The organism is Methylobacterium radiodurans, assembly GCF_003173735.1.
In the GTDB taxonomy this organism is placed as follows: Bacteria; Pseudomonadota; Alphaproteobacteria; order Rhizobiales; family Beijerinckiaceae; genus Methylobacterium; species Methylobacterium radiodurans.
Window position 1 is genome coordinate 4,718,817 of the sequence record NZ_CP029551.1, and the last position, 26,580, is coordinate 4,745,396.

Genomic DNA, 26,580 nt, shown 5'->3' on the forward strand with positions numbered 1-26,580 from the left:
TTGCGCCCCATCGGCCTGGACTATGTTCCTTATCGGTCCGCGCGCGACCGCCGCCGCTCCCGTCCTGCGCGCTCGCGCAGGGGATCTTTCTCAGGGCCGGCTTGTGCAGATCAAGATCGGCGCGCAGCGGGTCTCGAACCCGGCACGGGCGTAGAGCCGCTCGACCGGGCCGCCGGCCGGACATTGCAGGAAGACCTCGCGCGCGCCGTGCCGGTGGGCGGCGGCCAGCGCCGCCGCGGTGATCCGAGCGCCCAGCCCCCGCCGCTGGCGGTCCGCCCGGGTGCTGACATTGTAGAGGCCCGCGAGCCCCCCGCGCAGGTAGAGACTCGCGCACGCCGCCGGCCCGGTCCCGTCCTCCAGCACGAGGTGGAGTGCGGCGACTCCCGCCCGGGCCCGGGCCGCGCGCAAGGCCGGAAGGTAGTGACGGCGCAGGTGGGCGCGCACGGGTTCGTCGTCGGAGAGGTGCAGGAACACCGTCTCGAAGGCCGGCGGAGGACGGGCGCCGACATGCTCCGCGACCTGCAGCGGCGCCGGCAGCTGGGGCGTCGCGCGGGCGCGCGCCACCATCCAACTCGCCGGATAGACGGCGGCGGGTTCGAACAGGCGCCGCAGGGCGGCCGCCTCCGCCGCGTCCCGGGCCAGGAAGGCGGGGTCGCGCCCGCGCCCCAGCGCGACCGCTCCGGCCCAGGCGAACTGGGCCGGCTTGGACACCCCGAAGGCGAAGTTGAGGGTCGGATCGGGAATCGTCCGCGACCAGGCATAGCAGGTTCCGTCCGGACCGGTCTCGACCCCGTCCAGCAAGCCGCCGCTCAGCGCATCGATATGGGCGTCGCGCAGCCGTTCGAAATCGGGCGCGCTCACGCGGCCCCCGCCGCGCGGGCAGTCCGCGCCGCCGGGGCCGTCAGGGCGGCGATCCGGTCGTGCAGGACCGGGCTCAGCACGATGTCGAGATGGTCGGTCTCCTGGATCACCTCGACCGAGAGAAGATTCGGGGTGAGCGGGCGCCAGTCGATGATCGGCAGATGCCGCGCCCGCGAATCGCTTGCCTCGAAGGAGCGGATCGGGACCCCGCCGGGTTCGAGCACGAGCGTGCGGAACTGCAGCGCGTGGTCCACCAGCGTCCACAGGATGCGCTCGCGGCTGCCGACCGCCGGCCCGTCGACGGGGAGTGGCTGCGGCTCGGTGGCAAGAAAGCGCGCGAATTGCACGGCGGCCTCCGGGTCCATGCGGGCGCGCAAGGCCTCCCACTGCGCGCGCATTGGCGAGCGGGCGAGCCAGGTCTCCACCATCGCGTCCAGGGCGTCCCGCTCGGAGGGCGCGATCGGCCGGCCCGCCCCGGGGGCGAAGTTCGCCTCCAGGCCGCAGGCGTCGAGCATGCCGACGTAGTCGAGCGGGAAGTCCGGCCCGAGACGGCGCGCGGTCTCGTAGGCCAGGACCCCGCCCCAGGACCAGCCGAGGAAGACGCAGGCCGCGTGGTCCCGCATCAGCGCCCGCACCCGCTCCGCGTAGGCCTCTGCCAGTTCGGCGACCGCCGGCAGCGGCCGTGCCTCCTCGACCAGTGAGGCGCAGAGGAAGCCGTAGGCGGGCTGGTCCGGCCCGAGATGCGCGACGAGGGGCTCGTACTCGCGGGTGCTGACGAGGAGGCCCGGGAACAGGACGAGGAGCGGCCGCGCCGAACCCGGACGCCCGGGCGCGAGCCGAACCATGGGGGCGAGCCCGTCCGCCGCGCCGGCGCCTCCTGCGTCGATCCGGGCGGCGAGCTCCGCGATCGTCGGGTTGCGCAGGAGGTCCGCCACCCCGATCCCGCCCTGCGGCGCGATCAGGCGCAGGCGCCCGAGCAGGCGCAGCGCCGAGAGCGAGTCGCCCCCGAGCGCCAGGAACGGACAGTCGACGGCCTCGACCGGGTAGCCCAGCACCTCCGACCAGATCGCGGCGAGCCGCCGCTCGGTGGCGCTGCCCGGCCGGCGGCCCGTGCCGGCCTCGGCCGGGTCCGGCAGGGCAAGCCGGTCGATCTTGCCGTTAGCGCCGACGGGCAGGCGCGGCAGCACGGTGAGGCTCGCCGGGATCATCGCGTCGGGCAGGCAGCGGGCGAGTTCGGCACGCAGGCGCCCGGCTTCCGGCCGGCGGCCCCGGGCCGGCGTCACGTAGGCGGCAAGCCGCGCTGCCCCCGCAGCCTCGCGAACGACCACGACCGCTTCCCCGACCGTATCGAGCCCGCGCAAGGCCGCCTCCACCTCGCCGATCTCGACGCGGTGGCCGCGGATCTTCACCTGATCGTCCGTCCGGCCTGCGTAGGACAGGGTACCGTCCGCCCGCTGCCGGACGCGGTCGCCGGTCCGGTACATGCGGCCGCCTCCGGGCCGGAACGGGTCGGGCAGGAAGCGCTCCGCGGTCTCGGCCGGGCGGTCGAGATAGCCCCGGGCGAGCAGGCCGCCGATGTAGAGCTCGCCGGTCTCGCCCTCGGGCACCGGCTCGAGGTCCGGCCCGAGCACGTAGGCGCGGCGGTCGCCGACCGGGCGGCCGATTGGGGCGTAGGGCTCGGCGAAATCCGTCCTGGGGGCGACCTTCCAGACGAGGGGCGAGATCACGCATTCGGTCGGCCCGTAGCCGTTGATCATCAGGCGCGGCTTCAGGGCCCGGCCGACCCGGCCGAAGGTCTCGCGGCTCATCGCCTCGCCGCCGAAGGAGTAGACCGCGACCGGGGGCGCCTCGCCGATCGTCGCGGCCCACTCGGCGAGCTGGCCGATGAAGCTCGTCGGCAGGCCCGCATGGGTGACGCGGTGGCGCCGGATCGCCGCGAGCGTGTCGGCGGCCGTCCACAGGTCCGGCCCGCGCAGCGCGATGCAGCCGCCGGCCGTGAGCGGCGTCATCCAGCGCTCGTGGGCGCCGTCGAAGGCGAAGGAGAGGACGTGCAGCTCGCGCGAGCCCTCGTCCATCTCGTAGGCCGCGGCCGTGGCGCGGCAATGGGCGGCCAGCGGACCGTGCTCGACCAGAACGCCCTTCGGCCGGCCGGTCGAGCCCGAGGTGTAGATCAGGTAGGCGGGGTCGTCTGGCGCCGACTCGGGCAGCGCGCCGCCCTCCCCGGCCTCCCGGACGAAAGCTCCCGCATCGTGGCACGCGATCCCGGAGGGGAGCTCCAGGCGTCCCTCGAGGTCCGGCACGGTCAGGCAGTGCCTGATGCCGGCATCGTCGAGCATCATGGTGATGCGGGCCGCCGGGTAGGCCGGGTCGAGCGGCAGGTAGGCCGCGCCCGCTCGCAGGACGCCGAGATAGGCCGCGACCGCGAGCGGGCTCCGCTCCAGCGCCACGGCGACGCGGGCACCGGGCTCGACACCCCGCGCGATCAGGCCCCCGACGATGGCCCGGGCGCGGGCGTCGAGATCGCCGCGCGTGACGGTCTCAGTGCCGAACAGGATCGCGGGCCGCTCCGGCGCCGCAGCGGCGAGGCGCGCGAGGCGAGCCGGCACGCTCTCGGCCTCGCCCCAGCCCGGACGTGCGGCCGGAGAGGCGGGCAGGCGGCCCGGTTCCGCGACCCATGCGCGGGCCGCCGCCCGGTCGCAGGGGCCGTGGAGCGCGCCCCAGCCCTCAGGCAGCGGCCGGGCGGCAGGCCAGAAGGCCGCGTGGCCGGCCGCGTCGCCCGCCACCACGAGGGGGTGCTCGGTCCACTCCTCCGCGTCATCCGCCATGCTTTGTGCCTCCGCGTCGCTCACGCCCCTCATGACGGACGAGCGGGGCGCCGGTTCACCCGTGCCAAGGGAAACGTGATGGGAAACGTTATCGCCGGCCCTGAACCGCGCCGCGCCCCGATCGTCATGGAGGTGGCCGCCCCGTCGGCGGCGCCGGAGCAGGAGGACGGTTTGGAGAGCGTGCGTGCGGAGCGTGGGGCGGAGGTCCGGCTGGCGGTCGAGGGCCCGGCCGACGGGCCGGTGATCCGCGTCGCGGACGGGCCCGAGCACGGCGCCGCCGAGGCCGTGCTCGCCCGTGCCGAGGCGCTGACGGCGGAGGATACGGCCGTGCGCCGCATCGGGGTCGAGGCAGCGGACGGCGTGGGCCGGCGCCTCGTCGCCCTCGGCGCGGCGCGGCGCCACACAGAGGGCGTCGAGATCCTGCCGGGCCTCCTCTGGCAATGCGCCGCCCGCTGGTTGCCCGAGGCGCGCCCGCCCTTCCCGGAGGTGCAGACGCTGACCGAGGGACGCCGCCACCCGCTGCGGCCGGCGCCCCCCGAGGGCACGGTCTACGCGCGCCGCATCCCCTGGCTCGGCCGCACCCTGAGCTTCCGCACCCTGGGCGAGCCCGGCGACGCCGCCCTGTTCTCGCGCTGGATGAACGATCCCCGCGTCGCCGAGGTCTGGGCCGAGACCGGGAGCCTCGCCGAGCACCGGGCCTATATCGACCGCCTGCGGGCGGACCCGCACCAGCTGCCGCTGTTCGGCTGCCTCGACGGGGAGCCCTTCGGCTATTTCGAGCTGTACTGGGCCCGCGAGAGCCGCCTCGGGGCGCATTACGAATCCGAGCCCTACGACCGCGGCTGGCACGTGGCGATCGGCGAGGCCGCGGTGCGGGGCCGGGCCCATCTCTCGGCCTGGCTGCCCTCCCTGATGCACTACCTCTTCCTCGACGAGCCGCGCACGTGGCGCATCGTCGGCGAGCCGCGGGCCGACCACGCGCAGCAATTGCGCAATCTCGCGGGTTCCGGCTTCGGTCCGCTCGCCACGATCGATTTCCCGCACAAGCGCGCGGTGCTGGTCGCCCTCACCCGCGAGCGCTTCGTGCGCGACCGCCTCTGGGTGCCGGGCGCCGCCGCACCCGACGCCCGCCCGCGCCCGCCGGACGTTCCGGGCTGACGCTGCCCCGACCCCGAACCCCGAGCGCGCCCTCAGAGGGATTGTCCCGCGATGACAGCGACGACGGACCAGCCCCCCACCGACGACATCCTCGGCATCGGCTTCGGCCCCTCCAACCTCGCCCTGGCGATCGCGCTGGAGGGCGAGGCGCGGCACGGCCCGGTCCGGCCATCCGCGCGCTTCCTCGAGCGGCAGGCGAGCTTCGGCTGGCACCGGGCGATGATGCTGCCCGGCGCCGACATGCAGATCAGCTTCGTCAAGGACCTCGTGTCGCTTCGCGACCCGACGAACCCGTTCAGTTTCCTCAACTACCTGCATCAGAAGGGAAGGCTCACAGCCTTCCTCAACCTGAAGACGTTCAACCCCTCGCGGGTCGAGTACAACGACTATCTCGCCTGGGCGGCCGAGCACTTCGCCGACAGCGTGTCCTACGGGGAGGGCGTCGAGTCCGTGGAGCCGGAGATCCGCGAGGGGCGGCTCGCCGCCTTCCGGGTCGCGGGGCGCACCGCATCGGGCGAGGCGCGCACGCGCCGCTGCCGCCACCTCGTCCTCGCGGCGGGGGGCGACCCCTGGATCCCCGAGCCCTTCGGGCGCCTGCGCGGGGACCGGCGCCTGATCCACTCCTCGTGGTACCTGCCGGGGATCGCCGCGGCCCTGGGCCCACCCACCCTGGACGGGCCGGAGCGGCGCGTCCTCGTGGTGGGCGGCGGGCAGAGCGCGGTCGAGATCGCGGTCGATGCGGGCGCGCGCTACCCGCGGGCCTGCATCGATCTCGCGATCCGCGCGCCGGCGCTGAAGCCCGCCGACGACAGCCCCTTCGTCAACGAGATCTTCGACCCGGCCGCCGTCGACCGGGTCCACGACGCGCCCGAGCCCGTGCGGGCTGAGCTGATCGCCGCGCACCGCGACACCAACTACGCGGTGGTCGATGCCGACCTGATCCAGTCCTTCTACCAGACGCTCTACGAGCAGACGGTGAGCGGGGAGACGCGCTACCGCCTCCTGCGCAGCACCCGGGTCGTGGCGATCGAGCCGGGGCCCGCGGGTCTCGCCGCGACCCTGCGCGACGACGTCGCCGGCACGGCGGTCGCCGAGGTCTACGATGCCGTGATCTGCGCCACCGGCTACACCCGCGCGGCGGTTCCGGCCATGCTCGACCCGCTCCGCCCCTTCATGCAGGGCGAGACGGTGGATCGGCATTACCGGCTGCCGCTCGCCCCCGCCGAGCCCCGGGTCAGCCTGCATCTGCAGGGCTTCGCCGAGGCGAGCCACGGCCTGACCGAGACGCTGCTCTCGATCCTGCCGATCCGGGCCGGCGAGATCGCCGCCACGATCCTCGATCTGGAGCGGGCGGCCCGCGCCGCGATCCGGCCGGCGGCCGAGTGAGGCTGTCCGCCCCGCGGGGCGGGGGGCGCCCCGCCGACCTCGCCCGCGATCCCGTCGTCCCGCTCGTCCTGCGGCTCGCCGGCCCGGCGATCCTCGGCATCTCGGCGCACGCGCTGCAGATGCTGGCCAACGGCTGGTTCGTGGCCGATCTCGGCGCCGCGGCGATCGCCACGATCGGCATCGCCTACCCGGTGACGCTGCTCGTCGCCGCGCTCGGCTACGGCGCCGGGATCGCGGCGGCCTCCGTACTCTCGCGGGCGCTCGGGCGGGGCGACCGCCCTCTCGCGGACGCCGCCGCCTCCCTCGGCTTCTGGCTCGCCCTGCCGCCCGGGCTGCTGCTCACCGGACTCATCGCGCTGCGGCCGGCCTTCTGGCTGGGGCTGCTCGGAGCCGATGCGGGCCTCGCCCAGGCCGCCGCGCCCTACACGGCACTGGCGACGCTCGGCACCTGCCTGATGCTGGTGATCGTCGTGGGCGGCTTCGTGGTGCGGGCGCAGGGGCTGGCGCGCCTCAGCGGCGCCATCCTGGTCGGGAGCTTCGGCCTCAACGTCCTGCTCGACGCGCTGCTGATCCGCGTGCTCGGGCTCGGTACCGCGGGGGCCGGCTGGGCCGCCGTGCTGGCGCAAGGCGCGGGCGCCCTCGCCTATCTCCGGCACTTCCGGCGGGAGCGGGGAGCGGCACGGATCCGCTTCCGCACGCCCTGCCGCCTGCTCGGCGATTGCGGGCCGGCCGCCGGCCCGCTCCTGCGCGAGATGCTCTGGCTCGCCGCGCCCGCGACGCTCTCCAGCCTGCTGGCGGCCTTCGCCATGGCGCTGTTCGTCCAGGCCGGCGCGGCCTACGGCGCCGCCGCTGTCGCGGGGCTGGGGCTCGGCCTGCGCATCGTGCTCGTCGCAGCCCTGCCGCTGCTCGGCCTGATGGCCGGCGCCCAGGCGGTGATCGGCTTCGCGCACGGGGCGGCGGCTCTCTCCGGGCAGCGCGCCCGGCGCGACCGCGCGCTCGCCTTCGTCACCGCCGCCGCCCTCGCCTACGGCGTCGCGGCCTCCGGCCTGATGGCCCTGTTCTCAGACCCGCTCGCGGGCCTCTTCGCCGAGGATCCGGCGGCGCGGGCGGAGGGCGCGCGCGCCACCGCGGCCTTCGCGCTGGCCTTCGGCCCGGTCGGGCTGCAACTCGCCGCCGCGACCCTGTTCCAGGCGGTCGGGGCGCCGCGGCGGGCGGCGGCGGTCTCGCTCGCGGCGCAGGGACTCGCCCTGATCCCCCCGCTCCTGATCCTGCCGCGTCTCTACGGCTACGACGGCGTGCTGGCGAGCCGGATCGTCGCCGAATTCACCGCCGATGCGCTGGGTGCCGTCCTCCTCCTCGCCTGGTGGCGCGGTGAGGCGCGCCGGGCAGGCGCGAGAGACGCCGCAGGAGCCGTCGAGAGCCGCGAGGCAGTGCAGGTGGCCGCGCCGCACCAGCCCGCACACGAGCGCGCGTGATACGCCCATCTGGGCTGCCACCGCCTTCTGCGGCACGCCCTCGAACCGGTGCAGCCGGAACACCGTGCGGGCGGGCTCGGGCAGGTCGGCGAGCGCCGCCTCCACCCGCCGCAGGGCTTCGCGCGCCGCGACCTCGGACTCGGGCGTCGCGCCGTCGGGCGCGCTGCGCGCCGCGCCGTCGAGATCGGCGAAGACCCGCCGCTCGAAGCTCCGGCGCCGCGCGCGGTCGAGGGCGAGGTTGCGCACCATCCGCCCCGCATAGGCCGCCTGGGCGGAGGCCGGCACCGGCGGCGGCTCGGCGGCGAGCCGCAGCAGCACGTCCTGCACCACGTCCTCGGCGAGCGCCGCGCAGCGCAGGATCTGCCGGGCGCAGGCGACGTAGCCGGCCCGATGGCGATCCAGATGTGCGAGGGACCAGGCCGCGCCGGCCACCGGCCACCCCGTGCGACGATTCCGCGGTATTGTATCCGGAATACTAAATGGCTGTTCCAATATCGCTCCTGTCCGTTCACCCGGAAACGGACAGGAGGCTAGGCTTCGGCCGGCGAGAGGCAATGTTTGGGCTGTACATTGTAAGTATTACAGCCTGTAGCGGATCGCAGTGGAGCGTGGCGGACGCGCAGCGGGAAAACCTTGAAAACCGCTTGGCATGCCATATTCCAAGAGGTGCCGAATTCAGGATTTGCGAGAGGAGCCGCACGATGCCCAAGCCCGTGTTCCCCGATCGACCGATCTGGCCCCCGCTTCCGAGCGACACGGATCGTCAGCCCGAGGGCCCTGCCGAGTCATGCGAGCGCGTCCTGGCGGATGCCGCGGCGCCGGATAGGAGCGGCGAAGGCAACGTCATCGGGATGGCATCGGATAGGGCGACGCCGACTCAGGCGGCGATCCTGGCCTGATTCCTGGCCAAGTCGTCGTAAGCTGCGCGGGCATCCCCTCCCCCGAATGGGAACGGGATGCTCCGACGCCCTTCGGCGAAGGCCGGCCCCCGCATGCCGGCAACGCCGATGGGCCGCGCTAGCCGCCCGGAGCTGCGATGACGGGCACGACCAAACCGACGATCCCTGCCTTCGCCGTGCGGATCAGGCCCAAGTTCCGCGAGGTCGTGCTGCCGCCGGGGCCTGCGCCCTTGGTCCGTGACGGCGCCGCGCCGAAGCGCGCGAACACCGCCCCGCCCGCGCGGGACGATCCGGACCGTTCCGCCTGACCGGTTCAGAAGCCGAGGCCGATCTCCGACTTGCTCTCGCTGGCCTCGGCCCGGGCCAGCGCTTCGATCAGCGCGCCCATCGCCGCGCGCGCGATTTGGCGCTGGGCTTCCGCGTTCGCCCAGCCGGCCCGGTTGATGGAGGCGACCAGCAGGTCCGAGGCGGCGCGGGCGCCATCCAGCGCCCGGTCGATTCCCGGGGTCGGATCGACCCACTCGGCGAGGCAGGCGCTCATCGCCGCGCTCGTCTCCTGGAGCCAGTGCGTGGTGCCCGGACCAGCCTGCTCGATCGCCGCGAGCCAGGGTTCGAGCAGGAAGGCGATCCAGGGGTGAACGCCGAGGGCCATCGGGCCGGACGCGATCCCAGCGGGCGCACCTTTCGGCGGCGCATCCCACAGGTGCGCGATTGCCGGTTCCGGTCGCAGCTTGACCGTTCGCATCGGTCATCCTCCCTGTTTGTCGGCTCGGGAGATGCTGTGCCAGATCTGGCGCGCCGGCGCGTTCACAAATATTTACGAGGGAGTGACGAAGTCCGGCGGATGTTGCGGATTATTCATTACGCCGCGAGTCGGGCCGGACCCAGGAAATCCACCCAGAGCAGCGCGCCATCCGCCCCCTGCTTGCGGCAGATGACCCGGGCGAGCCGCTCGTCGCCGCTTGCCTCGTCCGAGAGTACGAAGAACTCCGGGATGCCCGCGGCACTCGGCAGCGACAGGCGCGCCGCGCGGCCCTCCGGCCGCAGCCGGCAGGGCACGGTCGCGTCCCCCGTCAGGATCCTGGCTGGCCCGTCGTCGGTGTGCGGGCCGGTGCGGGTGGCGGCGTTCTGGCTGGCACCGCCGTTCGCTCGGGATGGCCGCATCGGCAGGCTCCTCTCCGGTCCGGGCCGGCGGACCCTCGGCGGGCGCGGTTAACAAAAGGTTGAGGGCGATCCGTCCGGTCGCCGGTGCTATGCCGCGAAGGCCGTGGGGGTTAGGATGCGCCCGGATGAGAGGCCGGGAGCGCGGGCGTTGAGAGGGATCGTTCTGGTCAGCATGCTGGTGCTGGCATCCACCGCGGCCGACGCGACCTGCCGCTGCGCCTGCATCGCCGGCCGGGCGGTGGCCGCCTGCTCCTCGCGCGGGGAGATCGAGCCGATCTGCGCGCAGATCTGCCCCGACAGGCTGACCTCCGGAGGCCTGGTCGAGCCGCTCGTGCCCGCGGGAACGATCCGGCAGTCCGGCCCGGCCCTGTCTGAGGAGGAACTCGGCCGTCGCGGCGCCGAGGCGAACTCGCCGCTCGGCAGTGGCGGCTTCGGTATGCGGTAAGACCGCGTCGTACTGTCCTCCGTCGGCAGCACAGGTCCGTGAAGGGCCCGATTGCGGAACGCGTGGCGGGCTCGGGCATTAACGAACCGTCAAGGTTTCGCCGAGGGAGCGTCCCGATGCCCGAAGAGCTGCTGGTGTTCGGCCTGTCCGCCCTGACCTTCGCGGCCTACGCCTTCTACCGGACGGCGCGTCCCTGAGGTCGGGCGCACATCCTGGTTGACCCCGGTCCCGGGATGGCCTAGAGCCCAGCCTCACTGATCCCCGATAGCTCAGTTGGTAGAGCAGGCGACTGTTAATCGCCTTGTCGCAGGTTCGAGTCCTGCTCGGGGAGCCAGTTCTTCTGACATATCCCAACGTCTTCCCTGCACGGATCGGCACATCCGTATGGGAGGACCGGTTACGACCGAGCGATTGCTGCATTTGGGCTCGCGGACTCCGGCGACGGATGCGGGTCGGGCTTGACCGCCGCGCGCGCATGATCCTTGCTCCCGGCCATTGATCCCGGCCAAGATGCGAGGTCCCCAGCCGTGCTCCTCACCCCCCGCGAGAAGGACAAGCTCCTCGTCGCCATGGCGGCGCAGGTGGCGCGCAATCGCCTCGCCCGGGGCGTGAAGCTCAATCACCCGGAGGCGGTCGCGCTGATCACCGACTTCGTGGTCGAGGGTGCCCGCGACGGCCGCTCCGTCTCCGATCTGATGCAGGCGGGTGCGACCGTGCTCGACGCCTCGCAGGTGATGGAGGGCGTGGCCGAGATGATCCACGACATTCAGGTCGAGGCGACGTTTCCCGACGGGACGAAGCTCGTGACCGTGCACCACCCGATCCGCGGCCTGCCCTCCGCCGACGTGCCCGGCACCGTGACGGTGCTGCCCGGCGAGATCGTGTTCAACGCGGGCGCCGAGCGCACCGTGATCACGGTGGCCAATACCGGTGACCGGCCGATTCAGGTCGGCTCGCACTACCATTTCTACGAGGTCAATCCGGGTCTCGTCTTCGAGCGCGAGGAGGCCCGCGGCAAGCGCCTCGACATTGCGCCAGGTACGGCCGTGCGCTTCGAGCCGGGCGCGACGCGGGAGGTCGCGCTGGTGCCGCTGTCGGGCGGGCGCACCGTCTACGGCTTCCGCGGCGACGTGATGGGGAAGCTCTGATCATGACCCGCACCCCGAAGCCCGCCGCCCTGCCCCGCGGCGCCTACGCGGCGATGTTCGGCCCGACCGTGGGCGACCGCATCCGGCTCGCCGACACCAGCCTCGAGATCACGGTCGAGCGCGACTTCACCACCTACGGCGAGGAGGTGAAGTTCGGCGGCGGCAAGGTCATCCGCGACGGCATGGGCCAGTCCCAGGTCACGAACGCGGGGGGCGCCGTCGACACGGTGATCACCAACGCGGTGGTGCTCGACCACTGGGGCATCGTGAAGTGCGACGTCGGCATCGTGCGGGGGCGCATCGCGAAGCTCGGCAAGGCCGGCAACCCGGACGTGCAGCCGGGCGTCGACATCGTGGTCGGGCCCGGCACCGAAGTGATCGCGGGCGAGGGCAAGATCCTCACGGCCGGCGGCTTCGACAGCCACATCCACTTCATCTGCCCGCAGCAGATCGAGGAGGCGCTCTGCTCGGGCGTCACCACCATGCTCGGTGGCGGCACGGGGCCCGCGCACGGCACCTTCGCCACCACCTGCACGCCCGGCCCCTGGCACATCGCCCGGATGATCGAGGCGGCCGACGCCTTCCCGATGAACCTCGCCTTCGCCGGCAAGGGCAACGCGGCGCGGCCCGAAAGCCTGATCGAGATGATCCGCGCGGGCGCCTGCGCGATGAAGCTGCACGAGGACTGGGGCACGACGCCCGCCGCCATCGACAATTGCCTCACGGTCGCCGACCAGCACGACGTGCAGGTGATGATCCACACCGACACGCTGAACGAGTCGGGCTTCGTCGAGGACACGATCGCGGCCTTCCGCGGCCGCACCATCCACGCCTTCCACACCGAGGGCGCGGGCGGCGGTCACGCGCCGGACATCATCAAGGTCGCCGGCCTGCCGAACGTCTTGCCCTCGTCTACAAATCCGACACGCCCGTACACAAAGAACACCATCGACGAGCATCTCGACATGCTGATGGTGTGCCACCACCTCGACCCGGCGATTCCTGAGGACCTCGCCTTCGCCGAGAGCCGGATCCGGCGCGAGACCATCGCGGCCGAGGACATCCTGCACGATATCGGCGCGCTCTCGATGATGTCCTCCGACAGCCAGGCGATGGGCCGGGTCGGCGAGGTGATCATCCGCACCTGGCAGACCGCCGACAAGATGAAGCGGCAGCGCGGGGCGCTTCCCGGCGACGCGTCGGGTACCGACAACCTGCGGGCGCGGCGCTACGTGGCCAAGTACACGATCAACCCGGCGATCGCGCACGGCGTCTCGCGGCACATCGGTTCGGTCGAGCCCGGCAAGCTCGCCGACCTCGTTCTCTGGACCCCGGCCTTCTTCGGGGTGAAGCCCGACCTCGTGCTGAAGGGCGGCAGCATCGCGGCCGCTCCGATGGGCGACCCGAACGCCTCGATCCCGACGCCGCAGCCTGTCCACTACCGCCCGATGTTCGGCGCCTACGGCCGCACGCCCTATTCCACTGCCCTCACCTTCGTGTCCCGGGCGGCGATGGAGGACGGGGTGCGCGAGCGCCTGGGCGTCCAGAAGGAGCTTGTCGCGGTCGAGAACGTGCGCGGCGGCATCTCGAAGAAGAGCATGGTGCTGAACGACGCCACGCCCGTGATCGAGGTCGATCCCGAGACCTACGACGTGCGCGCCGACGGCGAGTTGCTGGTCTGCGAGCCCGCCGAGGTGCTGCCGATGGCCCAGCGCTACTTCCTGTTCTGAGTTCCCCCGCATCCATGATCCGCGCCACCCGCCTCCTCCGCCGCGACGCCCTCTCGGGCGGCGAGATCGTCGACCGCATCGTGCTCGACCACGGCGACAGGCATCGCCGCCGCATGGCGATGCGGGGGCTGGGCGGCCTCGCCTTCCTGCTCGATCTACCCGAGGCCACGGTGCTGGAGGACGGCGACGCCCTGGTGCTGGAGGATGGGCGGCTCGTCTGGGTCGAGGCCGCGCCCGAGCGTCTCTTGGAGATCCGCGCGCCCTCCGACCACGCCCTGAAGCGGCTGATCTGGCACATCGGCAACCGGCACATCCCGGCCGAGATCGCGCCGGATGCCGTCTACATCGGCTACGACCACGTACTCGCCGAGATGGTGCGCGGCCTCGGTGGCAGCGCCGAGCCGGTGGAGCGCCCGTTCTGCCCGGAGGGCGGTGCCTATGCGGGCGGGCACGGCCATGCCCGTGGTCACGACCATGATCATGGGCACGATCACGGCCACCATCACCACGATCACGGCCACGGGCATCACCATCGCCACCCGCATGAGTGACGCCCTGCTGCTGATGGCGTGGCTGGCGCCGACCTACCCGGTCGGCGCCTACGCCTACTCGCACGGGCTCGAATGGGCCGTGGAGGCGGGCGACGTGCGCGACGAGGCGAGCCTCGCCGGCTGGCTCGACGACGTGGTCGAGCGGGGCTCCCTGCGCAACGACCTGATCCTCGCCGACAACGCCCACCGTGCCGCGCACGACGCCCCCGCGCTGGCCGCGGTGAACGACCTCGCCCTCGCGCTGGCGCCCTCGCGGGAACTCCATCTGGAGACCAGCCAGCAGGGCCGCAGCTTCCTCGACGCGACGCTCCAGGCCTGGCCCTGCCCGGGACTCGACGGCGTCGCGGCGGCGCTGCCGGATTCGCTCGCCTACCCGGTCGCGGTCGGCGCCGCGGCCGGGGCGCACGGCGTCGCGGCGGGCGCGATGCGGGCCGCCTACGGCCTCGCCTTCGTCCAGAACCTCGTCTCGGCGGCGCTCCGCGCGGCCCCGGTGGGCCAGGCGGCCGGCACGCGGGTGATCGCGGGGCTGACGCCCCGGGTGGCGGCGCTCGCCGAGTCCGTCGCGGATCTCGATCTCGACGCGGTCGGCTCCGCCACCTTCCGGCTCGATCTCGGCTCGTTCCGGCACGAGACGCAGTATTCGCGGATCTTCCGCTCGTGAGCGGTCTCGATCTCGCGCAGCTTCGCGCCGACACGCCCGGCGCCGCCCACGGCATCCACCTCAACAATGCCGGCGCGAGCCTGATGCCGCGCCCGGTGGTCGAGGCGGTGAAGGCCTATTTCGACCTCGAAGCTGCCTGGTCGGGCCACGGCGCGGCCGAGCGCGAGGCGGAGCGCTTGGGCGGCGTCTACGGCAGCGTGGCCCGGCTGATCGGGGCAGCCCCCGACGAGATCGCCCTGACGGAGAGCGCCACGCGCGCCTGGCAGATGGCCTTCTACGCGCTGGCCCGCAGCCTCCGGCCGGGCGACCGCATCCTGATCGGCCGGCAGGAATACGGCGCGAGCCTCGTCGCCCTGCGCCAGGTCGCGGCGGCGACCGGCGCCGTCTGCGAGGTCCTCCCCGCGACGCCCGACGGACCAATCGACGTCGCGGCGCTCGGGGGCATGCTCGACGGCCGCGTCCGGCTGATCGCGGCCACCGCGATCCCGTCGAACGGCGGCCTCGTGAACCCGGTGGCGGAGATCGGGGCGCTGGCCCGGGCGCACGCGATCCCGTTCCTGCTCGACGCCTGCCAGATGGTCGGCCAGCGCCCGGTGGACGTCGCGGCGCTCGGCTGCGACCTGCTGGCGGCGACCGGGCGCAAGTTCCTGCGCGGGCCCCGCGGCACCGGCTTCCTCTACGTGCGGCGCGCCTGGATCGACCAACTGCAACCGGCGATGCTCGACCATTTCGGCGCCCCTCTCGACGGGCACGGCTACCGGCTGCGCGACGACGCCCGCCGGTTCGAGACCTACGAGCACGACCATGCCGCCCGGCTCGGCCTCGGCGTCGCGGCGGAGTACGCGCTCGGCCTCGGCCTCGACCAGATCGCGGCCCGCATCGGCGTCCTCGCGGACTCGCTCCGGCAGGGCATTGGCGCGCTGCCGGGCGCCCGCGTCCACGATCTCGGCCCCGATCCTGCCGGGCTCGTCACCTTCACGCTGGCCGGCCAGGATTCGGCCGCGGTGCGGGCCGCGCTCGGCCGGGCCGGCATCGCTGCGGGCCTGTCGCTGCACGCCGCCGCCCCGCTCGACGCGGAGGCGCGGGCGCTGCCCCCGCTCGTGCGGCTCTCGCCCCACGTCTACAACAGCGAGGACGAGATCGGGCGCGCGCTCGACGTCCTGGCGCGCATCAACCGAGGAGAGCTTCGTCCATGACCTCGCAGATGACTTCGCAGAACGGCCCCATCAACGGTCCCTTGCGCGTCGGCATCGGCGGCCCGGTCGGCTCGGGCAAGACCGCCCTGATGGAGCAGCTCTGCCGGCGCTTCCGCGACCGTTACGAGATCTGCGCCATCACGAACGACATCTACACGAAGGAGGACGCCCGCATCCTCACCGTGGCGGGCGCGCTGCCCGAGGAGCGGATCATGGGCGTCGAGACCGGCGGCTGCCCGCACACGGCGATCCGCGAGGACGCCTCGATCAACCTCGCGGCGGTAGCCGAGATGCGCCGCCGCTTCCCGAAGCTCGACCTCGTGCTGATCGAGTCGGGCGGCGACAACCTCGCGGCGACCTTCTCTCCGGAACTGGCCGACATCACGCTCTACGTCATCGACGTGGCGGGCGGCGAGAAGATCCCCCGCAAGGGCGGCCCGGGCATCACCCGCTCGGACCTCCTCATCGTCAACAAGACCGATCTTGCCCCCCTCGTCGGGGCCGATCTCGGGGTGATGGAGAGCGACACGCGCCGCATGCGTGGGCCGCGCCCCTACGTCTTTGCCTCGCTCCGCGAGGGCGCGGGCGCCGACACGGTCGCCCGCTTCATCGAGGAGGCCGGCGGCCTCGCCTGAGCCGCGCGGCTCAGCAGACCCGCCAGCGGCTCTCGATCCCGGCAAGGCGGGCGAGGCCCAGCGCACCGTCCTCGATCCAGGCGGCCGGGCGGGCGAGCAGCGGCGCCGGCGGGCGGCAGCCGAAACGGCGCATCGTCTCGCGCACGAGCGCGTCGACCTGCGCCTCCGTCTCGGGCGGGATCGGCCGGTGGGCGAGCTCGTTCGGCGGCAGGTCGCGCCCCGGCGCCACCACCGCGTCCCAGGGTAGGCCCCAGGCGAGTTGCGCGAAGCGCTCGCGAGTCTCGTAAGTGTGTGCCGCGATGCGCGCGCAGAATTCCGGCGCGTCGCCCCTGAACGGCTCTGGATCGAGCCCGCGGGCCCAGGCGGCCTGATCCAGCGCGTGGCCGACGCGGCGGCGGTGGCCCGTGACCTGCCGGTGCACCCGTAGGGTGCGCAGGCGGCGCGAGGCTTCGACGGCGACCGGGCCAGAGGAGCGGTTCGTGCGGTAGCCGGCACTCTCCGCGCCGATGAGGCCGCTGAGCCGGTTGTCGAGGCCGAGGGCAGCCACGATGCGGCCGACCAACGGCTCGGCCGAGCGGCGGTCGGCGAGCGGTAACGCCGTGACCCGTCCGTCCGCGGCCTCGGCCCAGGGTGCGACCAGCGCCCGGTAGTCGATCCGGCCCGAGCGCCAGTGATGCGCGAGGTAGTCGCGAAAACTGCCCGTCTCGCGGATCAGCTGGGCGCGGTGGGCGTAGGCCGAGTTCAGGAAGTCGAAAGGCTGCTTGACCACCATCAGCACCTCCATGGCGAAGCCGTGCCGCGCCAAGAGCTCCCGCAGGATCTCGGGGACGCCGAAGCGGCGGCGCTGCACGGAAAAGTCCTCGTAGGAGAGGATCACCGTGTCGGCCTGCGTCCGGCGCAGCGCCTCGTCGAGACGGCCGAGGACGACGGCGCGCTCGGCGCTGGGCCGGCGCCCGTCGAGCACCTCGCCCAGTGGCTGATGGTTGACGTCGCGATCCGGGTGCGAGCCCGGCGGTGCGAGTTCCGGATAGAGCAATCCGGTCTCGGCAAGCTTCGGCCGGAGCCCGGCCAGGACCTCCTGAAAGGAGGTCGAGCCGGTCCGCGGCATTCCGATATGGATGATCGCACGGCGCATGGTAATGGATCCGTCTCCGCTCTGCGGCGGGTGCCCGGCCCGCCCCTGATCCTCATCCCCCTCGACGTGTGACGATGATCGACCTGACGCTCGACGCAGCCCGGACCATCGTTGCGGCCACCCTGGCGGCGGCCCGCGCGCGCGGCCTGCAGCCACTCGCGGTGGTTGCGTATGACGCCCGCGGGTCTCTGAAATGTGTCCAGGTGGAGGACGGCACCTCGCTGCGCCGGGCCGAGGTGGCGATGGGCAAGGCGAACGGGGCGCTCGCCCTCGGGCTCGGCTCGCGGGCGCTGCACAAGCGGGCCGAGGTCCAGGCCTACTTCCTCACCGCGGTCGCGGAGGTCGCGGGCCCCGCGGGGCTCGTGCCGGTCCCGGGCGGCGTGCTGATCCGCGCCCGCGACGGGCGGCTCCTCGGTGCCGTCGGCGTCTCGGGCGACACCTCGGACAACGACGAGGCCTGCGCGGTGGCCGGCATCGAGGCGGCGGGCCTCGTGCCGGAGACCGGCGCCTGACATTCTTGCGGCGCCGCGACTTCGTCTCCGGCGCGGCGGCGCTCGCCGCCCTGCCCCGCCCGGCGCGAGCCGTGGGCGCGCCGCTCTACCGGCGCGGCAACGACGCCGATCCCGAGACGCTCGACCCGCACCGCTCCTCGACGGTGGCCGAGGCGCACATCCTGCGCGACCTCTTCGAGGGACTGCTCACCTACGACAACCGGGGCGCCATCATCCCGGGCGCGGCCGAGAGCTGGACGATCTCGGACGATCGCCGCACCTACACCTTCCGGTTGCGGGCCGAGGGGCGCTGGTCGAACGGCGAGCCGGTCGAGGCGGGGGCCTTCGTGTACGCCCTGCGTCGGATCCTCGCCCCCGCGACGGCGGCGAAATACGCCGAGGTGCTCTTTCCGATCCGCAACGCCGCCGCGGTCAATGCCGGCGCGATGTCCCCGGATCAGCTCGGCGTCACGGCGCTGGACCCGCGCACCCTGGTGATCGCGCTCGACAACCCGACGCCCTACCTCCTCGAACTCCTCACCCACCAGACCAGCCTGCCGGTGCACCCGGCCTCCGTCGAGCGGTTCGGCGACGCCTTCACGCGGCCGGGCAACCTCGTGTCCAACGGACCCTATCGGCTGCGCGACCTCGTTCCGAACGACCGGATCACGCTCGTGCGCAACCCGCATTTCCACGCGGCCGCCGAGGTCGCGATCCCGGAGGTCGCCTTCCTGCCGACGCCGGACCTGGCCGGCGCGGTGCGACGGTACGCTGCCGGCGAGATCGACTCGCTCGCCGACCTGCCGGGCGACCAGATGGCGGCGCTGAAGCGCCGCTTCGGCGATCAGGTCGTGCTCGGGCCCGGCCTCGGCCTCTACGCGCTGGCGGTGAACACCCGCAAGGCACCCTTCTCGGACCCGCGGGTGCGTCGCGCCCTCTCGCTCGCGATCGACCGGCCCTATCTGGCGGAGGCGCTCTGGGGCGGCACGATGAGCCCGGCCTGGTCCTTCTGCCCGCCGGGGCTCGACAATTACCGCGCCCCGCCCGAGACTGAGGGGCGCCGGGGCTTTCCGATCGACCACGAGGCGGAGGCGCGGCGCCTGCTGGCCGAGGCCGGATTCGGGCCGGGCCGCCCCTTGCGGGTCGAGTACCGTTTCAACACCACGGACAACAACCGCAACACCGCGGTGGCCCTGGCCGAGATGTGGCGCGAACTCGGGATCGAGACGCGCTTCGTCTACACCGACGCCAAGACGCATTTCGCGTATCTGCGCGACGGTGGCGACTTCGACGTCGCCCGGATGTCGTGGATCGCGGATTACTCGGACCCGCAGAACTTCCTGTTCCTGCTCCGCTCCGGCAACGACGGGATGAATCCCGGCCGCTTCGCCGATCCGGCCTACGACGCGCTCCTCGACGCGGCGGCCCGCGAGCCGGGCATCGCCGCCCGCGCCGACCTGCTCTGGCGCGCCGAGGCGATCCTGATGCGCGACCTGCCCTGGATTCCGGTGATGCACACCCGCTCGAAGGCGCTGATCAGCCCGCGGCTGGGAGGCTACCACCCGAACCTCCGCAACGCCGCGCCGACGCGGTTCCTGCGGCTGGAGGGGTGATGGGATCAATGCTCCGCGCGCTCGGGGCGGGCGCCCGCCCATGATCGGCCTCGTCCTCCGCCGCCTCGCGCAGGCCGTGCCGACCCTCCTGCTCGTCGTGGCCGCGAGCTTCTTCCTGATGCGGCTCGCGCCCGGCGGCCCGTTCGACCTCGAGCGTCCCCTCGCGCCGGCCGCGATGGAGAACCTGCGCCGGGTCTACGGGCTCGACCAGCCGCTCCTCGTCCAGTTCGGCCGCTACCTCGGCGCCCTGGCGCGGGGCGATCTCGGACCCTCCTTCTCGTTTCGCGATCTGACCGTGGCCGATCTCCTCGCCCGCGGGCTGCCGGTCTCGCTGACGCTCGGAGCGCTCGCCCTCCTCCTCGCCCTCGGGCTCGGCATCGGCCTCGGCTGCCTCGCGGCGCTGCGGCAGGGGGGCGCCACCGACCGCGCCGTCACCCTGCTGGCGGGCTTAAGCCTCTCGCTGCCGAGCTTCGTCGTGGCACCCCTCCTGCAGATCGCCTTCGGGCTGACCTTGCGCTGGTTGCCGCTCGGCGGCTGGGGCGGGGGGGCGCCGAGCCACCTCGTCCTGCCGGTGATCACCCTCGCCCTGCCCCAGATCGGCGCGGTGGCGCGGCTCACCCGGGCCTCCCTCGCCGAGGCGCTCCGCGCCCAGCCGGTCCGGACCATGCGCAGCCTCGGGCTGCCTCCGGCCCGGGTGCTGCGCCACGCGCTGCGCGGCGCGCTCCTGCCGGTGATCGCGCTGGCCGGGCCCCTCGCCACCGGCCTCCTCACCGGGTCCGTGGTGGTCGAGACGGTGTTCGGCCTGCCCGGCATCGGGCGCTACTTCGTCGAGGGGGCGCTCAACCGCGACTACACGCTGGTGATGGGCACGGTGCTGCTCGTCGGCGTGTTCGTCGTCGTGCTGAACCTCGCGGCCGACCTCGCCGCTGCCTGGGCCGACCCGCGCCTGCGGGGGCGCGCGTGAGCGCGCCGGGCCGTGGGGTCCTCCGCCGTCTCGACCGCGGGGCGTGGGCGAGCCTCGCCGTGCTCGTCCTCTTGGCGGCGGCCTGCCTCGTCGGACCGCTGCTCACCGGCCACGCGCCCGAGCGCGCCTATCCGGACCTGCGCCAGCTCGGCGCGGGGTTCGGCCCCCAGCCCGCGCCCGACCGGATCGGGCCGGCGCTGGAACGCCTCGCCTTCCGGATGCGCGCGCGCCTCGAAGGGTTCGAGGTGGGCCCGGATTCCATCCGCCTCGTTCTCGGCTCGGACGAGACGGTTGACCGGCGCGGCCTCGTCTACCTGCCGCGCTCCGACCTGTTCGGCGAGCCCCGGGTGGTCGAGGCGTCCGCGGAGGGGCGCCGCCTCGTCGTCGAGGCGCCGCTGCGGCGGCTGCACTTTCCCCTCGGCACCGACGTGCACGGGCGCGACCTCCTCACCCGCAGCCTCGTGGCGGGTCGGGTCTCGCTCCTGATCGGCCTCACGGCGACGCTCGTCGCCCTCGTCGTCGGCGTCGCCTACGGGGCGGTGGCGGGCTTCGCGGGCGGCGCGGTCGATGCCGTGATGATGCGGCTCGTGGACGTGCTCTACGCCCTGCCCTTCGTATTCTTCGTGATCGTGCTGGTGGTGTTCTTCCGCCCCGGCCTCGGGCTGATCCTCTTCGCCATCGCGGCGGTCGAGTGGCTCGACATGGCCCGCATCGTGCGCGGGCAGGCGCAGGCGCTGAAGGCCCGCGACTTCGTCCGCGCCGCCGAGGCGCTGGGGCTGACTGCGCGGCAGATCCTCGTGCGCCACGTGGTGCCGAACGCGCTGGGACCGATCCTCGTCGCCGCGACCCTGCTAGTACCCCGGGTGATCCTCCTGGAGAGTTTTCTCTCGTTCCTCGGCCTCGGCGTGCAGGAGCCCGAGACCAGTTGGGGCGTGCTGGTGGCCGAGGGCTCGCGGGCGATCGAGTCGGCCCCGCACATGCTGGCGGCCCCGGCCCTCCTGCTGGTCACGACGCTGGTAGCGCTGAACCGCCTCGGCGACGGGCTGGCGGATGCGGTCGATCCGCGGACGGGGCGCGGCATCGCCTGACCGGGCGGGGCGGAGAGCGGGGTAGGATCAGGTGATCGGTGCCGGGTTGAACAGGGTCAGGTCGTTGTAGAGGCCCCAGCGGTCCGACCAGGGCTGCTTGCACCCGCTCGCCACGTCGAGGATCAGGCGGAACAGCTCCCAGCCCATCTCTTCGATCGTCGCTTCGCCGGTGGCGACGCGGCCCGCGTCGAGGTCGATCAGGTCGGACCAGCGCCGGGCGAGTTCGCTGCGCGTGGCGACCTTGATCACCGGGGCCTGGGCGAGGCCGTAGGGCGTGCCGCGGCCTGTCGAGAACACCTGAAGCGTGATGCCGGAGGCGAGCTGCAGGGTGCCGCAGACGAAGTCGCTGGCCGGCGTCGCCGCGAAGATCAGGCCCCGCTCGCGCACCCGCTCGCCCGGCGCCAGCACGCCCGCGATCGCGCTGGTGCCAGATTTGGCCACCGAGCCCAGCGCCTTCTCGACGATGTTGTTGAGCCCGCCGCGCTTGTTGCCCGGCGACGGGTTGGCCCGCCGGTCGGCGCCGCCCTTCTCGAGATAATCGTCGTACCACGCCATCTCGCGGATCAGCGCGTCGGCGACCTCCGGGGTCGCGGCCCGCGGGGTGAGCAGGTGGATCGCGTCGCGCACCTCCGTCACCTCGGAGAACAGCACGGTCGCGCCGCAGCGCACGAGGAGATCCGCTGCGAAGCCGAGCGCCGGGTTGGCGGTGACGCCCGAGAAGGCGTCGCTGCCGCCGCATTGCAGGCCGACCACGAGGTCGGAGGCCGGGCAGGTCTCGCGGGTGCGCCGGTTCAGCACCTGCAGCCGCGCCTCGGCCATTGCCATGATGCTGTCGATCATGCTGCCGAAGCCCTCGTGGCGCTCGTCCTGCAGGCGCACCACGTTGGCGGGATCCTCCTCCGTGCCCTGCCGGCCGGGCACGAGGCGCTCGGAGACGAGCTTCTCGCAGCCGAGGCCCACCACCATCACCTCCCCGCCGAAATTCGGGTTCTGGGCGAGGCTTTGCAGCGTGCGGATCGGGATCACCGCCTCGGGCGCGTTGATGGCGACGCCGCAGCCATAGGCGTGGGTCAGGCCGATCACGTCGTCCACGTTGGGGTAGCGCGGCAGCAATTCCTGCTTGATGCGCCGGATCGCGACATCGAGCGTGCCGGTGACGCACTGCACGCTGGTCGAGATCGCCAGGATGTTCTTCGTGCCGACGCTGCCGTCCGGGTTGCGAAAGCCCTCGAAGGTGTAGCCGTCGAGCGGTGGCAGGGCGGCCGGCACGCGCGTGCATTTCTCCAGCGCGTCGAGGGCGGGCGCGACCGGTGTCTCGACGCAGGATTCCTCGACCCAGGACCCGCGGGCGATGTCGCGCAGCGCGATCCCCACCACCTCGCCGTAGCGCACCACATGGCCGCCCCGCTTCACGTCAACGAGCGCCACCTTGTGGCCCTGGGGCACGAACTCGGTGAGCGTGAGCCCGTCCGGGAAGACCGTGCCGGCCGGCAGCCCGAAGGCGTTGACCACGATGGCGACGTTGTCGTCCGGGTGGACTCGGATGGTACGAGGCGCGTCGCCGACGGGACGCGGCGGGGCTTCCAGATCGCTCAGCATCGGTTTCCTCCGGCCGGGCGCCCCTTGGACGGAGGCCCGATTTTGGAATCAGGCTAGTCCCGCCGACGGCGCAGATCCAATGCCGGCTCTGGATCGACCGATGCCGGTGGCGCATCGGTCGGTCGCGAGCGCGACTGCACCCGCATCAGTGCACGAGATCGTCCACGATGCCGCGCAGGGCATCGACCAGCGGGTTGTCATGGTCACGCCGCCAGGTCAGGATCAGCTCGGCCGGGTGCGGCCGCGGCAGGATGAGGGGCCGGAAGGCCACGCCCTCGAAGCGCAGGCGCTCGGCCGCCGCCGGGACGAGGGCGAGGCCGATCCCGGCCCGCACCAGCGCCAGGATCGAGTGGATCTGGGTCAGTTGCTGCAGGACGCGCGGCTGCACGCCGGCTTCCGCGAAGAGCGCTGCCACGAGATCGTGGAAGTAGCGCGCCTCGTGCGGCGCGTAGGCGACGAAGGCCGCGCCCCGAAAATCCTCCGGCGTCAGCGCAGGCCGGGCCGCGAGCACGTGCTCGGCCGGCACGGCGGCGACCAGCGGCTCGGCGAGCGCCCGCGCGGCTTCGAGTTCGGGATGCGTCACCATCGGGCGCACCAGCGCCGCGTCGAGTTGGCCCGAGAGCAGGCCCTCGACCTGATCCTTCGTCACCATCTCGCGCAGGGACAGGGTGACGTCCGGCATCGCGGCCCGGCAGGCGGTGACGAGGCGGGGCAGGAAATCGTAGGCCGAGGCCGCGGTGAAGCCGAGCTTCAAGACGCCGGCGCGACCCGCGGCCACCTGCCGGGTGACGTGGGCGGCGGTCTCCGCGAGCCTGAGGATCCGCTGCGCCTCCGGCAGGAAGCTGCGACCCGCCGCAGTGAGCCGCACCGAGCGGCTCGTCCGGTCGAGGAGCTGCGCGTCGAGCACGCGCTCCAGCACCTGGATCTGCCGGGAGAGCGGGGGCTGCGTCATGTTCAGCCGGGCGGCGGCCCGGCCGAAATGCAGCTCCTCGGCCACCGCCACGAAGCAGCGCAATTGGCTGAAATCGAACATCGGCCTCCCCGGCGCCGGCCCGTCAGCCGCGAGGACCGGATCCGGGTTCAGCAAGAGCCGGCACCGCGCGTGTTGACGTAGAGGCTATAGACCGAATGGGTGGCGGCCATCAGCAGGCGGTTGCGGTTCGGGCCCCCGAAACACAGGTTGGCGCAGCGCTCCGGCAGGCGGATCCGGCCGATCATCCGGCCCTGGGGCGAGAACACCGCGACGCCGTCCTCGGCCTCGCCCATGCCCCAGCCGCACCAGAGGTTGCCGGCGACGTCCGCCCGCATCCCGTCCGCGGTGCCGCGTCCGCAATCGACGTGCACGTCGCCCCCGGTCAGACGTCGGCTCCCGTCGGCGAGGTCGTAGGCCCGGATCAGGCGGTTGGGCTCCGCCCGCGCCTCGATGACGTAGAGCCGGCGCCCGTCCGGCGCGAAGCAGAGCCCGTTCGGTCCCTTCAGCTCCGAGACCGCGACGGTGAGGGCCCCGGTCGCCGGGTCGAGCCGGTAGACGTTGCCGGGCAGCTCAGGCGCGGCCATCGCCTCGTAGGGGTTCGGGCCGAAGGCCGGGTCGGTGAACCAGATTGTGCCGTCGGCATGGCAGACGACGTCGTTCGGGGAGTTCAGGCGCCGGCCATCGAAGCTGTCGGCCAGCGTCGTCAGGCTGCCATCATGCTCGGTGCGCACCACGCTGCGGGTGGCGTGCTGGCAGGTGATGAGCCGGCCCTGGCCGTCGCGGGTATTGCCGTTGGCGTAGTTGGCGGGCTTGCGGAAGGTCGAGAGTTTGCCCGTCCCCGCGTCCCAGCGCAGGATGCGGTCGTTCGTGACGTCGCTGAGGAGCAGCGCGTTCCAGTCGCCGAACCAGACCGGCCCCTCCGCCCAGCGCAGGCCCGTCGCGACGCGCTCGACCGCGGCGAGGGAGAGGCGTACGGGGGCGAAGGCCGGGTCGAGCACCTCGACGGCCGGGTCCGGCAGGCGCTGCGCGGGCTCCCAGGCAGCCAGAGCGGGCGCGGCGAGCGGCAGGGCGGCGCCCGCCAGGAAGGCGCGACGGTCGATGGGCATGATGGCGATGTCCTGAAGATCCGGCCCCTGCACCGGCGGCCGACAGGAAGCGGCCGGGATCCCAAGTCGGGCCCCGGCCGGTCTTGTTCAGGGTTGCCGGGTCAGCGCAGCTCGACCCGCCGAATCTCGCCGACCACCACAAGGTAGCAGAAGCAGGCGACCAGCGCGTTGAGCCCGACGAAGACCAGCGCGCCGTTGAACGAGCCCGTGGTCTGCACGATGTAGCCGATCGCGATCGGGGTGGTGATGCCGGCGGTGTTGCCGAAGGTGTTGAACAGGCCGCCCGACAGGCCGCCGCTTTCCCGCGGCGAGGTGTCGGAGACGACCGCCCAGCCGAGCGCCCCGATGCCCTTGCCGAAGAAGGCCAGCGCCATCAGGCCGACCACGACGGCGTCCGCCTGCACGTAGTTGCAGCCGATGATCGACATCGAGAGCAGCATGCCGCCGACGATCGGGATCTTGCGGGCGGCGGTCAGCGTGTACCCGCGGCGCAGCAGCATGTCGGAGATCACGCCACCGAGGATGCCGCCGATGAAGCCGCAGAGCGCCGGCAGCACGGCGGCGAAGCCCGCCTGCAGGATCGACAGCCCCCGCTCCTTGACGAGGTAGACCGGGAACCACGTCAGGAAGAAGTAGGTCAGCGTGGTGATGCAGTACTGGCCGATATAGATGCCGAGCAGCATCCGGTTGGCGAGGAGCTGCTTCAGCGTGCGGCCGACATTGGCCTGCTTGGCCGAGCCCTGGCCGTCCATGTCGAGCAGCGCGCCGCCCTTCTCGATGTACTCGCGCTCGGCCTGGTTCATGCCCGGATGGTCCTTCGGGCTGTGGATCACCTGCGTCCAGAGCAGCGCGAAGGCGATGCCGAGGGCGCCCATCATGGTGAAGACGTGGTGCCAGCCGAAATGGTGGACCACCCAGGCCATCAGCGGCGTGAACAGCACCGTGGCGAAGTACTGCGCCGAGTTGAAGAAGGCCGAGGCCATGCCGCGCTCCTTCGCCGGGAACCACGCCGCGGTGATGCGGGCATTGGCCGGGAAGACGGGCGCCTCGGTGAGGCCGACCGCGAGGCGCAGGGCGAAGAGCAGCGCGACCGCGGTGGCGCCCGAGAAGAAGCCGACCGCCCCCTGCACGAGCGTGAAGGCCGACCACAGGAAGATCGCGGCGGCGTAGACCCATTTCGTGCCGTAGCGGTCCAGGAGCCAGCCGCCCGGGATCTGGGCGAGCACGTAGGACCAGGCGAAGGCCGAGAAGACGTAGCCCATCTGCACGGCGTTAAGGCCGAGGTCCTTCGACAGGGCGGGACCGGCGATCGAGATCGTCGCGCGGTCGGCGTAGTTGATCGTCGTGGCGACGAACAGCATCAGGACGATGCCGAGCCGGACGCGGCTCCGGCGGGCATCGGACACGGCGATGCCGGCGCTCATCTGTGCGCTCACGGGCAGTTCCTCCCATTGAGGGGCCGCCCGGCTTTTGCCGT

The 26,580-nt window shown here is 73.0% G+C and carries 24 protein-coding genes, 1 tRNA gene and 1 pseudogene; 16 read left to right on the top strand and 10 right to left on the bottom strand.

Annotation, left to right across the window (positions count from 1 at the left end; all coding sequences use genetic code 11):
* Positions 1-90: 90 nt before the first annotated feature.
* Positions 91-861 carry a GNAT family N-acetyltransferase gene (locus DK427_RS22170; protein WP_109953270.1) on the bottom strand — a complete coding sequence of 257 codons (771 nt, stop codon included), beginning with the start codon at positions 859-861 and terminating at the stop codon, positions 91-93.
* Positions 858-3,686 (bottom strand): amino acid adenylation domain-containing protein, encoded by a 2,829-nt coding sequence (locus tag DK427_RS22175; RefSeq protein WP_245930672.1) that lies wholly within the window; start codon positions 3,684-3,686, stop codon positions 858-860. The genes DK427_RS22170 and DK427_RS22175 overlap by 4 nt, the downstream gene beginning before the upstream one ends.
* A gap of 78 nt (positions 3,687-3,764) precedes the next feature.
* Between DK427_RS22175 and DK427_RS22180 the strand changes: the two genes are divergently transcribed.
* Genes DK427_RS22180 through DK427_RS27245 form a run of 3 tightly spaced genes read left to right on the top strand, consistent with a single transcriptional unit; the run spans position 3,765 to position 7,705 of the window.
* Positions 3,765-4,844 carry a GNAT family N-acetyltransferase gene (locus tag DK427_RS22180; RefSeq protein ID WP_245930673.1) on the top strand — a complete coding sequence of 360 codons (1,080 nt, stop codon included), beginning with the start codon at positions 3,765-3,767 and terminating at the stop codon, positions 4,842-4,844.
* A gap of 51 nt (positions 4,845-4,895) precedes the next feature.
* Positions 4,896-6,230: a lysine N(6)-hydroxylase/L-ornithine N(5)-oxygenase family protein gene (locus DK427_RS22185; protein WP_109953273.1), complete on the top strand. Its 1,335-nt coding sequence runs from the start codon at positions 4,896-4,898 to the stop codon at positions 6,228-6,230.
* A complete protein-coding gene (locus DK427_RS27245; protein ID WP_109953274.1) occupies positions 6,227-7,705 on the top strand; it encodes an MATE family efflux transporter in 1,479 nt (492 codons plus the stop codon). The genes DK427_RS22185 and DK427_RS27245 overlap by 4 nt, the downstream gene beginning before the upstream one ends.
* A gap of 24 nt (positions 7,706-7,729) precedes the next feature.
* Here the strand turns inward: DK427_RS27245 and DK427_RS27250 are convergent.
* Positions 7,730-8,137, bottom strand: a pseudogene (locus DK427_RS27250) (sigma-70 family RNA polymerase sigma factor); the annotation flags it as partial.
* Positions 8,138-8,741: 604 nt separating this feature from the next.
* Here DK427_RS27250 and DK427_RS26525 point away from each other — a divergent pair.
* Positions 8,742-8,912, top strand: coding sequence for a hypothetical protein (locus DK427_RS26525; protein ID WP_162559873.1), 171 nt, complete (start codon positions 8,742-8,744; stop codon positions 8,910-8,912).
* Positions 8,913-8,917: 5 nt separating this feature from the next.
* Here the strand turns inward: DK427_RS26525 and DK427_RS22205 are convergent, their stop codons facing one another.
* Together DK427_RS22205 and DK427_RS22210 are read right to left on the bottom strand one after the other, a co-directional pair.
* Positions 8,918-9,256, bottom strand: a complete 339-nt coding sequence (locus DK427_RS22205) for a hypothetical protein (protein WP_109953276.1) — start codon at positions 9,254-9,256, stop codon at positions 8,918-8,920.
* 209 nt (positions 9,257-9,465) lie between these two features.
* Entirely contained in the window at positions 9,466-9,768 is a 303-nt protein-coding gene (locus tag DK427_RS22210) for a hypothetical protein (protein ID WP_109953277.1), read from the bottom strand.
* Positions 9,769-9,916: 148 nt separating this feature from the next.
* Here DK427_RS22210 and DK427_RS22215 point away from each other — a divergent pair, with 148 nt between their 5' ends.
* From DK427_RS22215 to ureG, 8 genes are all read left to right on the top strand, one after another.
* The gene (locus tag DK427_RS22215) at positions 9,917-10,213 is read left to right on the top strand and encodes a hypothetical protein (RefSeq protein WP_162559874.1); all 297 of its coding nucleotides are present in this window, start codon (positions 9,917-9,919) and stop codon (positions 10,211-10,213) included.
* A gap of 258 nt (positions 10,214-10,471) precedes the next feature.
* Positions 10,472-10,547: transfer RNA gene (locus DK427_RS22220), tRNA-Asn, on the top strand.
* A 193-nt stretch (positions 10,548-10,740) separates the two neighbouring features.
* Positions 10,741-11,361 carry an urease subunit gamma gene (locus DK427_RS22225; protein ID WP_109953279.1) on the top strand — a complete coding sequence of 207 codons (621 nt, stop codon included), beginning with the start codon at positions 10,741-10,743 and terminating at the stop codon, positions 11,359-11,361.
* Positions 11,362-11,363: 2 nt separating this feature from the next.
* Positions 11,364-13,091 (top strand): urease subunit alpha, encoded by a 1,728-nt coding sequence (gene ureC, locus DK427_RS22230; protein WP_109953280.1) that lies wholly within the window; start codon positions 11,364-11,366, stop codon positions 13,089-13,091.
* A gap of 14 nt (positions 13,092-13,105) precedes the next feature.
* On the top strand, positions 13,106-13,642 hold the full coding sequence (locus tag DK427_RS22235) for an urease accessory protein UreE (protein ID WP_109953281.1): 537 nt from the start codon (positions 13,106-13,108) through the stop codon (positions 13,640-13,642).
* Positions 13,635-14,303 (top strand): urease accessory protein UreF, encoded by a 669-nt coding sequence (locus DK427_RS22240; protein WP_109954319.1) that lies wholly within the window; start codon positions 13,635-13,637, stop codon positions 14,301-14,303. Before DK427_RS22235 ends, DK427_RS22240 begins: the two co-directional genes overlap by 8 nt.
* Complete coding sequence (locus DK427_RS22245; RefSeq protein ID WP_245930674.1) at positions 14,300-15,499, top strand: aminotransferase class V-fold PLP-dependent enzyme; 1,200 nt, start codon at positions 14,300-14,302, stop codon at positions 15,497-15,499. Before DK427_RS22240 ends, DK427_RS22245 begins: the two co-directional genes overlap by 4 nt.
* Positions 15,500-15,507: 8 nt before the next feature.
* Positions 15,508-16,134, top strand: coding sequence for an urease accessory protein UreG (ureG, locus tag DK427_RS22250; protein WP_109954321.1), 627 nt, complete (start codon positions 15,508-15,510; stop codon positions 16,132-16,134).
* A gap of 10 nt (positions 16,135-16,144) precedes the next feature.
* Here the strand turns inward: ureG and DK427_RS22255 are convergent, their stop codons facing one another.
* Positions 16,145-17,269: a hypothetical protein gene (locus DK427_RS22255; RefSeq protein WP_109953282.1), complete on the bottom strand. Its 1,125-nt coding sequence runs from the start codon at positions 17,267-17,269 to the stop codon at positions 16,145-16,147.
* Between the two features lie 74 nt (positions 17,270-17,343).
* Between DK427_RS22255 and DK427_RS22260 the strand changes: the two genes are divergently transcribed.
* The 4 genes from DK427_RS22260 to DK427_RS22275 are packed head-to-tail and all read left to right on the top strand — an operon-like array spanning position 17,344 to position 21,425.
* Complete coding sequence (locus DK427_RS22260) at positions 17,344-17,781, top strand: GlcG/HbpS family heme-binding protein (RefSeq protein ID WP_109954322.1); 438 nt, start codon at positions 17,344-17,346, stop codon at positions 17,779-17,781.
* Entirely contained in the window at positions 17,778-19,373 is a 1,596-nt protein-coding gene (locus DK427_RS22265; protein ID WP_425452609.1) for a peptide ABC transporter substrate-binding protein, read from the top strand. Before DK427_RS22260 ends, DK427_RS22265 begins: the two co-directional genes overlap by 4 nt.
* A 40-nt stretch (positions 19,374-19,413) precedes the next feature.
* Positions 19,414-20,337: an ABC transporter permease gene (locus tag DK427_RS22270; RefSeq protein WP_109953284.1), complete on the top strand. Its 924-nt coding sequence runs from the start codon at positions 19,414-19,416 to the stop codon at positions 20,335-20,337.
* Positions 20,334-21,425, top strand: coding sequence for an ABC transporter permease (locus DK427_RS22275; RefSeq protein WP_109953285.1), 1,092 nt, complete (start codon positions 20,334-20,336; stop codon positions 21,423-21,425). The genes DK427_RS22270 and DK427_RS22275 overlap by 4 nt, the downstream gene beginning before the upstream one ends.
* Positions 21,426-21,452: 27 nt before the next feature.
* On the opposite strand, the gene garD is transcribed toward DK427_RS22275, so the two are convergent.
* The 4 genes from garD to DK427_RS22295 form a co-directional block, all read right to left on the bottom strand.
* Complete coding sequence (garD, locus tag DK427_RS22280) at positions 21,453-23,024, bottom strand: galactarate dehydratase (RefSeq protein ID WP_109953286.1); 1,572 nt, start codon at positions 23,022-23,024, stop codon at positions 21,453-21,455.
* A 145-nt stretch (positions 23,025-23,169) separates the two neighbouring features.
* Positions 23,170-24,057 (bottom strand): LysR family transcriptional regulator, encoded by an 888-nt coding sequence (locus tag DK427_RS22285; RefSeq protein ID WP_109953287.1) that lies wholly within the window; start codon positions 24,055-24,057, stop codon positions 23,170-23,172.
* Positions 24,058-24,104: 47 nt separating this feature from the next.
* Positions 24,105-25,103, bottom strand: coding sequence for an SMP-30/gluconolactonase/LRE family protein (locus DK427_RS22290; RefSeq protein ID WP_109954323.1), 999 nt, complete (start codon positions 25,101-25,103; stop codon positions 24,105-24,107).
* 101 nt (positions 25,104-25,204) lie between these two features.
* Positions 25,205-26,527, bottom strand: a complete 1,323-nt coding sequence (locus DK427_RS22295; protein ID WP_109953288.1) for an MFS transporter — start codon at positions 26,525-26,527, stop codon at positions 25,205-25,207.
* Between the last annotated feature and the right edge of the window lie 53 nt (positions 26,528-26,580).

Excerpts from the sequence above, each read along its gene's own strand:
- ureC (WP_109953280.1), top strand. The coding sequence starts at position 11,364 with ATGACCCGCACCCCGAAGCCCGCCGCCCTGCCCCGCGGCGCCTACGCG.
- DK427_RS22255 (WP_109953282.1), bottom strand. The coding sequence starts at position 17,269 with ATGCGCCGTGCGATCATCCATATCGGAATGCCGCGGACCGGCTCGACC.
- garD (WP_109953286.1), bottom strand. The coding sequence starts at position 23,024 with ATGCTGAGCGATCTGGAAGCCCCGCCGCGTCCCGTCGGCGACGCGCCT.
- DK427_RS22260 (WP_109954322.1), top strand. The coding sequence starts at position 17,344 with ATGATCGACCTGACGCTCGACGCAGCCCGGACCATCGTTGCGGCCACC.
- DK427_RS22185 (WP_109953273.1), top strand. The coding sequence starts at position 4,896 with ATGACAGCGACGACGGACCAGCCCCCCACCGACGACATCCTCGGCATC.
- DK427_RS22210 (WP_109953277.1), bottom strand. The coding sequence starts at position 9,768 with ATGCGGCCATCCCGAGCGAACGGCGGTGCCAGCCAGAACGCCGCCACC.
- DK427_RS22270 (WP_109953284.1), top strand. The coding sequence starts at position 19,414 with ATGATCGGCCTCGTCCTCCGCCGCCTCGCGCAGGCCGTGCCGACCCTC.
- DK427_RS22295 (WP_109953288.1), bottom strand. The coding sequence starts at position 26,527 with ATGAGCGCCGGCATCGCCGTGTCCGATGCCCGCCGGAGCCGCGTCCGG.
- DK427_RS22285 (WP_109953287.1), bottom strand. The coding sequence starts at position 24,057 with ATGTTCGATTTCAGCCAATTGCGCTGCTTCGTGGCGGTGGCCGAGGAG.
- DK427_RS22235 (WP_109953281.1), top strand. The coding sequence starts at position 13,106 with ATGATCCGCGCCACCCGCCTCCTCCGCCGCGACGCCCTCTCGGGCGGC.
- DK427_RS22180 (WP_245930673.1), top strand. The coding sequence starts at position 3,765 with ATGGGAAACGTTATCGCCGGCCCTGAACCGCGCCGCGCCCCGATCGTC.
- DK427_RS22290 (WP_109954323.1), bottom strand. The coding sequence starts at position 25,103 with ATGCCCATCGACCGTCGCGCCTTCCTGGCGGGCGCCGCCCTGCCGCTC.
- DK427_RS26525 (WP_162559873.1), top strand. The coding sequence starts at position 8,742 with ATGACGGGCACGACCAAACCGACGATCCCTGCCTTCGCCGTGCGGATC.
- DK427_RS22205 (WP_109953276.1), bottom strand. The coding sequence starts at position 9,256 with ATGGCCCTCGGCGTTCACCCCTGGATCGCCTTCCTGCTCGAACCCTGG.
- DK427_RS22175 (WP_245930672.1), bottom strand. The coding sequence starts at position 3,686 with ATGGCGGATGACGCGGAGGAGTGGACCGAGCACCCCCTCGTGGTGGCG.
- DK427_RS22240 (WP_109954319.1), top strand. The coding sequence starts at position 13,635 with ATGAGTGACGCCCTGCTGCTGATGGCGTGGCTGGCGCCGACCTACCCG.
- ureG (WP_109954321.1), top strand. The coding sequence starts at position 15,508 with ATGACTTCGCAGAACGGCCCCATCAACGGTCCCTTGCGCGTCGGCATC.